General features: G+C 73.6%; 6 protein-coding genes and 1 pseudogene. 4 read left to right on the top strand and 3 right to left on the bottom strand.

All coding sequences use genetic code 11. The annotated features are described in order from the left end of the window. Window positions 1-16: 16 nt before the first annotated feature. Together D471_RS39225 and D471_RS0128955 are read left to right on the top strand one after the other, a co-directional pair. Window positions 17-1,210 (top strand): annotated as a pseudogene (locus D471_RS39225) (acyltransferase family protein); the annotation flags it as partial. A 354-nt stretch (window positions 1,211-1,564) separates the two neighbouring features. Continuing rightward, window positions 1,565-3,841 (top strand): lysylphosphatidylglycerol synthase transmembrane domain-containing protein, encoded by a 2,277-nt coding sequence (locus tag D471_RS0128955; RefSeq protein WP_086003058.1) that lies wholly within the window; start codon window positions 1,565-1,567, stop codon window positions 3,839-3,841. Between the two features lie 22 nt (window positions 3,842-3,863). On the opposite strand, the gene D471_RS0128950 is transcribed toward D471_RS0128955, so the two are convergent. From D471_RS0128950 to D471_RS0128940, 3 genes are all read right to left on the bottom strand, one after another. Beyond that, on the bottom strand, window positions 3,864-4,670 hold the full coding sequence (locus D471_RS0128950; RefSeq protein ID WP_017601852.1) for a hypothetical protein: 807 nt from the start codon (window positions 4,668-4,670) through the stop codon (window positions 3,864-3,866). 88 nt (window positions 4,671-4,758) lie between these two features. Then, the gene (locus tag D471_RS0128945) at window positions 4,759-5,523 is read right to left on the bottom strand and encodes a hypothetical protein (RefSeq protein ID WP_017601851.1); all 765 of its coding nucleotides are present in this window, start codon (window positions 5,521-5,523) and stop codon (window positions 4,759-4,761) included. Between the two features lie 200 nt (window positions 5,524-5,723). Continuing rightward, the gene (locus D471_RS0128940) at window positions 5,724-7,520 is read right to left on the bottom strand and encodes an acyl-CoA dehydrogenase (protein WP_017601850.1); all 1,797 of its coding nucleotides are present in this window, start codon (window positions 7,518-7,520) and stop codon (window positions 5,724-5,726) included. A 151-nt stretch (window positions 7,521-7,671) separates the two neighbouring features. On the opposite strand from D471_RS0128940, the gene aroQ reads away from it, so the two are divergent. After that, on the top strand, window positions 7,672-8,139 hold the full coding sequence (gene aroQ / locus D471_RS0128935; RefSeq protein WP_017601849.1) for a type II 3-dehydroquinate dehydratase: 468 nt from the start codon (window positions 7,672-7,674) through the stop codon (window positions 8,137-8,139). A gap of 195 nt (window positions 8,140-8,334) precedes the next feature. After that, window positions 8,335-9,071, top strand: a 737-nt coding sequence (locus D471_RS0128930; RefSeq protein WP_017601848.1) for an NAD-dependent epimerase/dehydratase family protein, incomplete at its 3' end; no start/stop codon positions are given.

The following is a 9,071-nucleotide window of genomic DNA, read 5'->3' as shown; positions in this document are numbered from 1 at the left end:
GGAGCCGCCACGGGCGGTGCGCGTGGCGCTGGGCTGGAGCGGCCTGGCGGCGCTGGTGCTGTGCGGGGCGCTGCTGCGGGTGTCGTCGGTCTTCCCCGGGTACGCGGCGCTGTGGCCCACCCTGGCCGCGGTGGCCGTCGTCGTGGCGGGTACCTCCGGTTCGGCTTTCGGGGTCGACCGTCTGCTCACCCTGCGGCCGCTGCGCTACCTGGGCTCGATCTCCTACGCGCTGTACCTGTGGCACTGGCCGCTGCTGGTGTTCTACCTGTCCGTCACCGGACGCGGCCTGGCGACCCCGTGGGGCGGCGCGGCCGTCCTGGCGGTGTCGGTCCTGCTGGCGGCGGCGACCACCCCGGTGGCCGACCGGCTGGCCGAGCTGGGGCGTGGGGACGGAGGGCGGGCGGTGCGGCGCGGGACGGCGGTGACCCTGGCCTGCCTGCTGCCGGTCCTGCTCACGGCCGGGACCTGGTCCGGACTCCAGGCGGCCGAACGCGCCCGGTGGGAGAGGCTGGCCGCCGACGGCCGCAGCTATCCGGGTGCCGCCGTGGTCGACGGGGCCGAGGCGCCGGACCTGCCGATCTATCCGCCACCGGCCCGCGCGGTCGAGGACGCGCCCGTGACCTACGACGACGGCTGCAACCAGACGACCACCGACGCCGAGGTGATCACGTGCGTCTACGGAGCCGACGAACCCGTGCGCACGGTGGCTCTGGTGGGCGGCTCGCACGCGGCGCACTGGTTCCCCGCGCTGGAGGAGATCGCCCTGGCCCACGACTGGCGGCTGGTCAACATCGTCAAGGGCGCCTGTCTGTTCACCGACGCCCCCCAGACCTACAAGGGTGAGCCGTACACGTCGTGCGCGGAGTGGAACCGCGGGGTGATGGCCGAGCTCGCGCGGCTGCGGCCCGACACGGTCTTCACCACGGGCACGACGACCAGCCTGGACACCTCGGCCGGGTACGGCGAGGAGCAGGTCGTGGACGGCTACGTGGACCGGTGGCGCGAACTCGGGGACATGGGGATCGACGTGGTCGCCGTGCGCGACACGCCCAGATTCGGTTTCGACGTGCCCGGCTGCCTGGCCGGGGCCGCGCCCGACCAGTGCGTCTCGGCCCCGGAGGAGTCGATGGCGCCGGTCTCACCGCTGGAGGGGGCCGAGGTGCCCGCGAACGTGACGGTGCTGGACCTGACCGACCGGTTCTGCGCACCCGACGTGTGCCGCCCGGTGATCGGCAACGTCCTCGTGTACTGGGACGGCAGCCACGTCGGNNNNGTGGGCCCGAGCCGAGAGCTGGTAGATCCAGCGCTCCGGGCCCCGGGGCCGCCCCCACGCCCCGGCGCGACCGTACCGGCCGGCGGCGCCGCCCCATGCCCGCCGGGCGAGCGGCATCCGCGGAACACGCCCCGGCACGTGGTCGGCGGACCGCCGCCGGTCGGGCACCCTGGGGGCGTGACAACCCCAACCCAAGCGCAGACCCCCGCTCCGGGGCCCCACGCCGCGCGCGCCCCGCGCAGACCCGTCGACCTGCTCGTCGGTACCGTCGGACTCCTCGCCGTCGCCTCGATGCTGCTCGCCGTGCGCGTCCTCTCCGACGGCGAACCGGTCACCGGCCCGGCCCAACTGCGCGCGCTGCTGCCCCTGGGCCTGCTCCTCCTCGTCGCTGTGGGCGCCAACCTCCTGCTCATCGTCCTGGTCTGCTTCGTCGTCCTGCGCACCCTGCTCCAGGGCCGTCTGCGGGACCTGGTCCGCGCGGTCACGGCGGCGGTCAGCGCCTACGCCCTGGCCTCGCTGATCAACGCCCTCCTCGCGGCCCTCCTGGGCTCCCGGCAGGTCCTGGACACCCTCACCGGCACACCGGGCGACGTCTTCACCAACGCCACCCTGGGCTACGTCGCCGCGGCGATCGCCTTCGTCCGCACGATGCCCTCCGGCCAGCCCCGGGTCCGCGCGCTGCTGTGGACCGGGGTCGCCCTCGTCGCCGTGTGTGCCCTGCTGGCCCTGGTCACCAGTGTCCTCGCGCTCGTCATGACCGTGTTGGTCGGCCTCGTCTGCGCGGCGTTGGCCCGCTACGCCGTCGGCGCCGGACCCGCGCCGCGCGCGGACGGGCGCATCCACGCCGAGATGCACCGGTTCGGCATGACCACCACCGACATCAGCCAGGCGGGCACCGACGACGAGGGCAACCCCCGCCACGTCGCCGACCTCGACGACGGCACCCGCGTGGAGGTGGCCGTCATGAGTTCGGAGAACACCACCGGCTTCTGGTGGCGCCTGCGCGACCTGCTCCTCCTGCGGGGCCCCGTCGCGCCGCGGATGCTCTACGGGGTCCGCCGTCGCGCCGAGCACGCCGCGCTGATGAGCTTCTGCGCCCGCGAGGCCGGGGTCACCGTCCCCCGGGTCCGGGCGGTCGGCGAGGTGGGCCCCGGAACGGTCCTCCTGGCTCGTGAACTCCTCCCCGTCCGCACCCTGGACGCGCTGGACGAGGCCGACCTCACCGACGACCTGCTCGACCGCTGCTGGTCGGTGCTCGGCGCCCTGCACCACCGCCGCGTCGCCCACGGGAACCTCAGCCCGGCCACCGTCGGGATCCTCGACGACGACTCCGCGACCGTGGCCCTGACCGGTGTCGACCGCGGCGCCGTGGCCGCCCCCCAGCTCAGGATCTCCCTGGACGCCGCCGCCATGGTGACGCTCCTGGCGCTGCGCGTGGGCGCGGAGCGCGCCGTCGCCTCGGCCGTGCGCGCCTTGGGCGTTCCCGCCACCGCCCGTGTCCTGCCGCTGCTCCAGGCCGCGGGGCTGCCCTACCCCCTGCGCGCGCGGTTGCGGTCGCGACCGGATCTGCTCAGCGACCTGCGCGCGCGGATCGTCGAGGTCGCACCGGAGCCCCCCGCCGCGCCGGCGCGACTGGAGCGGATGCGGCCGCGCACGATCGTCAGCGTGATCGTGGCGACCGCGGTCGGACTGGTCCTGGCCTACCAGCTCGCCGGTGTGGACCTGCGGGGGATCGGCGACGCCGACCCCGGTTGGACGGTCGCCGCGTTCGCCATGGCGACCCTGTGCATGGTCGCCGCGGCGATGGTCCTCATCGGGTTCGTCCCCATCCCGCTGCCGTGGTGGCGCACGGTCATGGTGCAGTACGCGGGCTCGTTCGTGCGGATCGCCGCCCCCGCCGGGCTGGGCTCGATCGCGATCAACAGCCGTTTCGTGGTCAAGGCGGGCGCGCCCGCGCCGCTGGCGCTCTCGGCGGTCGGCCTGACCCAGCTCGTCGGGTTCCTGGTGCACGTGCCGCTCCTGCTGGTGTGCGCCTACCTGACGGGGACCTCGTACTGGACGGGTTTCACCCCCTCACCCACCGTCATCGGTGTCAGCGTCGCGGGCACGGCCACCGTCGCCGCGGTCCTGCTCCTACCCGGCCTGCGGCGCCGGGTCGCGGAGCGGGTCGGGCCCTACCTGCGGGGGGTGCTGCCCCGGTTGCTGGACACCCTCCAACGCCCGGCCAGCCTGGTGCTCGGGCTGGGCGGGACGGTGCTGTTGACCGTGGCGTTCGTGCTGTGCCTGCACTTCTCGGTGCTGGCCTTCGCCGGGCCGGACACGGGGGTCAGCCTGGTCGCGGTCGCGGTCGTCTTCCTGGCGGGCAACGCGATCGGGTCGGCCGCGCCCACCCCCGGCGGGCTGGGCGCGGTGGAGGCCGCGCTGATCGGCGGTCTGACCACGGTCGTCGGGGTACCGGCGGCGGTGTCGCTCCCGGCGGTCCTGCTGTTCCGGGTGCTCACCTTCTGGTTCCCGGTGCTGCCGGGGTGGGGGGCCTTCTCCTACCTCCAGCGGCGCGAGGCCGTCTGAGGCCGGCGCGGGCGGGGGCGGCTCAGGCGCTGTCCGCCAGGGCGTCCATGGCCGCGGTCAGGACCGCGTCGAACTCGTCCGCCGTCTGCTGCCGGTCCTGGTCGGCGCGCTCCAGCACCTGCTGGTCGTAGCAGTCGCTCCATTCGGAGCTGCCCGGGTTGGAGTCGCTGCACGCCTCGATGACGTCGTAGGACAATGAGGACGACGAGGATGACGGGTCGTCGTTCGGCTCGGTGTACATCAGGGTGAAGTGGACGTTCCCGACCCGCCCCCACGCGCTCCGCACGAACAGTTCCGCGCCTGCGTCGGACAGGGTCGCCGAGATCATGCGGCCGTTCTCGGGCAGGGCGGGGGAGTCCTCGACGGTCACTCCGCCACTCATCTCGGTCTCGTCCAGGGCCACTCTCGCGTTGGAACAGCTGTCCAAGGACACCCCCTCCGAGGCGTCGGCCCACTCCTCGGGGGCCTCACCCAAGACCAGTGCGTAGGAGTAGATGGCGGGGGGTTCGGTGCGCGAGAGCGCGCGCTGTCCGGTGACCCCGGCGGGTCCCTCGGGAAACGGCCGCGTCGCCCGGTTCACCGCCTCCTCGCAACGGGAGAGTCCGGAGGCCTCGAACGGATGGGCGGCGGACACCGACATCTCGTTCAGTGCGTCGAGGTCGAGGCGCTCGAACGAGAACCCCTCCGGATAGGCGTCGGACTCCGGCAGCAGGGGTTCCAGGCGCGGGGCACTTTGCAGTTCCAGGCGCGGCGCGCAGCCGACAGCCGCCACCAGCGCGGCGAGGGGGAGGAGGTACAGGAGTGTGCGGCGTCCGCGGACCGGAGGCATCGGGACCCTTCCAACGGGGTGACGGGGTTCGGCTCCCTCTGACGCCTGTCGCGAGCGCGCGGTTCCGCGACGGAGACGGATTCCCGGCTCAGCCCTCCTCCTCCAGGGCCCGCACGGCCCTGAACAGCACGACTCCGAACTCGTCGGCCGCCCTCGCACGGGCCTGGGCGGCCCTCTCCTCCCGCTGCTCCTCGACGCAGTCGAAGTCGGTGGGGACCTCGACGCAGGTGTCGACCAGATCCGGTGTCGAGACCGCGGGCGCCGCGTCCAGGTCCCGGGACCTCAGGACGAAGTGGACATCGCCCACCCGGCCCCAGGCGACGCGCGCGGACATGTCCATCCCGTTGCGTGTCAGATCCATCGCGACCATCCCGCCTCCGTCGGGCAGGTACGGGGAGTCCTCGGCGGTCAGGCCGCCCCGCAGCTCCAGTCCGTCCACGACCGCCGTCATCTCCGAGCACCGGTCCACCAGGCCGGCCCAGCCCGCGGCGGTGTCCTCGGCAGGACCGCCCGACGCCAGCACGTAGCTGTACAGGACGGGCGGGATGGCGGAGGTGGCGATCTGCGCGGCGCCTTCGGTGGCCCCCTTCGGGAGCGCCGCCGTCCCCTCGTCGAACATGTGCGCGCACTCGGCGGGTTCGACGCCGTCGACCACCGGTTCGGACACCGCCATCTCGTCGAGGGCGTCGATCGGGGCGGCTTCGACGGTGAATCCGTCCGGATACGCGTCGGGGCCGAGCAGGAGGTCGTCGAGGCGCTCACTGGAGCGCAGGTGCGGTCCCGGTGCGCAGCCCACGGCCAGGAGGAGGGCGGCCAGCGGCAGGGTGGGGAACACACGGTGGCGCGACGGCATGACGGCCTCTCAGGGGGAGGTGATGACGGGGCGTTCATCACGTTCTGACGCGAATCGGACACACGAAGTTCCGGTTTCGGGTGAGAACGGCCGCGGCCTTCCCCGAGGGCGGGGACGCCGAGCCCGATCCGTCGCCGGTGGGTCCCGGCCGTCCTACCGTCGCCTGGAGCCGCGGCCGGCGCGCCTGAGTTCCCGCGGGCTCAGAGCACGTCCGGGGACACGTCCAGCACCGTACGGTCGCGCGAGGCCACCAGGTCGAACCACGGCCCGGTGCGGGGGAGCTCGTACCGGAAGAAGAACGCGCCCGCCGCGCGCTTGCCCTCGTAGAACGCGCCCTCGCGGCCGTGCGCCGCGACGAGCTGCTCCAACCACATCCACGCGACCACCACGTGCCCCACCGCCTCCATGTAGGAGGTCGCGTTGGCCAGGGCCACCGCGGGATCGCCGTCCGCCCAGGCTGCGGCGGTGGTCTGCGCGGCCCGGTCCAAGGACGCGGCCAGCCGGTCCGCGAACTCGGCCTCGGAGCCGCCGAGGCCGCGCGCCCGTTCGACGGTCTCCCGGGCGGTCTCCAGGAACACTCCGAGCCGCGCGCCGCCGTCCAGGACGGCCTTGCGGCCGAGCAGGTCCAGGGCCTGGATGCCGTGCGTGCCCTCGTGGATCGCGTTGAGGCGGTTGTCCCGGTAGTGCTGCTCGACGTCGTACTCGCGCGTGTACCCGTATCCGCCGTGCACCTGGATGGCCAGGCTGTTGGCCTCCAGGCACCACTGGGAGGGCCAGCTCTTGACGATCGGCGTGAGCATGTCCAAGAGCAGCCGCGCGCGTTCGCGCGCCGCGTCGTCGGCGGCGCTGGCGGTCTCGTCGACCAGCCGGGCGCAGTACAGGACCAGGGCGAGGGCGCCCTCCACGTAACTCTTCTGGGCCAGCAGCATCCGGCGCACGTCGGTGTGCTCGACGATGGGCACCTGCGGCCGGGAGGGGTCCTTCTCACCGAGCGGGCGGCCCTGGAGGCGCTCGCGCGCGTAGGCCAGGGACTTGAGGTAACCGGTGTAGCCCACGGCCATGGCCCCCGCGCCCACACCGATCCGGGCGCCGTTCATCATGTGGAACATGTACTCGAGGCCCTGGTGCGGCTCACCGACCAGGTAGCCGACGGCTCCCGGGGCGCCGCCGGGGGTGTGCGCGCCCTCGCCGAAGTTGAGCAGGGCGTTGACCGTGCCCCGGTAGCCCATCTTGTGGTTGAGCCCGGCCGGGACGACGTCGTTGCGCTCCCCGGTCGACCCGTCCCCGGCCACCAGGTACTTGGGCACGACGAACAGCGAGATGCCCTTGACCCCGGGCGGCCCACCGGGGAGCTTGGCCAGCACCAGGTGGACGATGTTCTCCGTCAGCTCGTGGTCGCCCGCCGAGATCCACATCTTGTTGCCGAAGATCCGGTAGGTGCCGTCCCCGGCGTCCTCGGCGCGGGTGGTGATGTCGGCCAGGGAGCTGCCCGCGTGGGGTTCGGACAGGCACATGGTTCCGGTGAAACGGCCCTCGACCATGGGCCGGACCCACGTGTCGATCTGCTCGGGCGTGCCGTGGGCCAGGAGCAGGCGGGCGTTGCCGGAGGTCAGGAAGGGGTAGGCGGAGGTGGCGAGGTTGGCGGCCTGGAAGTAGGCGTTGCACGCGCTGGCGACGACCTGGGGGATCTGCGCCCCGCCGACGGAGGCGTCCATGGACATCGCCGCCAGGCCGGTCTCGGCGTAGACCTCCAGGGCCTTGCGGACCTCGGGGATGACGTGGACGCGCTCGCCGTCGAAGCGCGGCTCGGAGGCGTCGTTGGCCTTGTTGTGCGGGGCGAAGTGGTCGGTGGCCACGCGTTCGGCGAGGTCGAGCGCGGCGTCGAAGGTCTCACGCGAGTGCTCGGCGTACCGGGGGCGACCGGTGAGGGAGTCCACGTTCAGCCACTCGTAGAGCAGGAACCGCACGTCGCGTGCGGACAACAGGGTGGATGTCACGGGCTGCCTCCTCGACAATCGTCAACCGACTGGTCGGTATGCTATCCGCTCCGTCGGGCGCGGACGTGACCGGGGCCACCCCGGCCGGTGCGGGGATCGGGAAACGCCCTAGGCTGAGGGGATCCGACCAGCGTGAAGGAGTATCCGCTCGATGACCGACGGCCCAGACCACTCCCGTACCGTCCTACTGCTCAACGGCCCCAACCTCAACCTGTTGGGCACCCGCGACCCCGAGCAGTACGGCACCACCACGCTCGCCGAGGTCGAGCGGCGCGTGGTCGAGCTGGGCGAGGAGCTGGGGGTGGAGGTGGTCTGCGCGCAGAGCAACAGCGAGGGCGCGATGGTCGACCACGTCCACGCCGCACGCCACTGGGCGGGAGTGGTCCTCAACCCGGGGGCCTACGCCCACTACAGCATCGCGCTGCGCGACGCGATCGACGCCGTCGAGGCGCCGGTGGTGGAGGTGCACATCTCCAACGTCTACGCCCGTGAGGAGTTCCGACACACCTCCGTGACCGCGCCGGTGGCCGCCGGGTACGTCGCCGGGTGCGGCGTGTTCGGTTACGAGCTCGGACTGCGCGCGGTCCTGCGGCGCGACGCCGAACGCCGCTCCCGTTAGGGGCCCGCCGGCGCCCACGGTGCTCGGGCGGCGGCCACGACCGGCGGGCGGGGCGTCCGGGCAGGTCGCGGAAGGCGTGCGGGCTACGGGTGTGTGCGGTGTCACAGGGGGTCGCGCCGCGCGACGCGCGGGGGCGGACGTCCTCGGCGGATCCGGCGCGTTAGCGTGGTCCCAGCGCGAGATCGAGGGAGGGGCATGGTCTTCCGGTATTCCAGCGTGGTGCCCGCACCACGGGACGAGGTCTTCGACTGGCACACCCGGCCGGGGGCCCTCGCCCGGCTCGCCCCGCCCTGGCACCCCGTCCGCCCCCTCACCGAGACCGGTTCCCTGCGCGACGGCACCGCCGTGCTCGGCCTTCCGGGCGGAGTGCGCTGGGTCGCCGCCCACCTGCCCGAACGCTACGATCCGCCGCGCCGGTTCGCCGACCGGCTGGTCTCCCGGCCGCTGGCGCCGCTGCTGAGCTGGACCCACGTCCACGACTTCGCCGTCGAGGCCGACGACGCCACCCTGGTGACCGACCGGATCGCCACCACCCTGCCGAACACGCTGCTGCGGCCGATGTTCGTCTACCGGCACGCCCAACTCGCCGACGACCTCGCCGCCGGGGCCCGAGCCCGCGCCTGGCACGACACCCCGGTCACGGTCGCGGTCACCGGGGCGAGCGGACTCGTGGGACGCAACCTGTGCGCCCTGCTCACCACCGGTGGACACCGTGTGATCCGCCTGGTCCGCCGAACTGCGCAAGGCCGGGACGAGCGCCGGTGGGACCCCGGTGCTCCCGCCGCCGACCTGCTCGACGGTGTGGACGCGGTCGTGCACCTGGCGGGCGAGCCCCTGTTCGGCCGGTTCACCGAGGCCCACCGGGCCGCCCTGCGCGACAGCCGCGTGGGCCCCACCCGCGCCCTGGCCGAGGTCGCCGCGGGCGCCGCCGA

The organism is Nocardiopsis lucentensis DSM 44048 (assembly GCF_000341125.1).
In the GTDB taxonomy this organism is placed as follows: Bacteria; Actinomycetota; Actinomycetes; order Streptosporangiales; family Streptosporangiaceae; genus Nocardiopsis; species Nocardiopsis lucentensis.
This window is presented reverse-complemented; position numbering and strand designations above follow the sequence as displayed.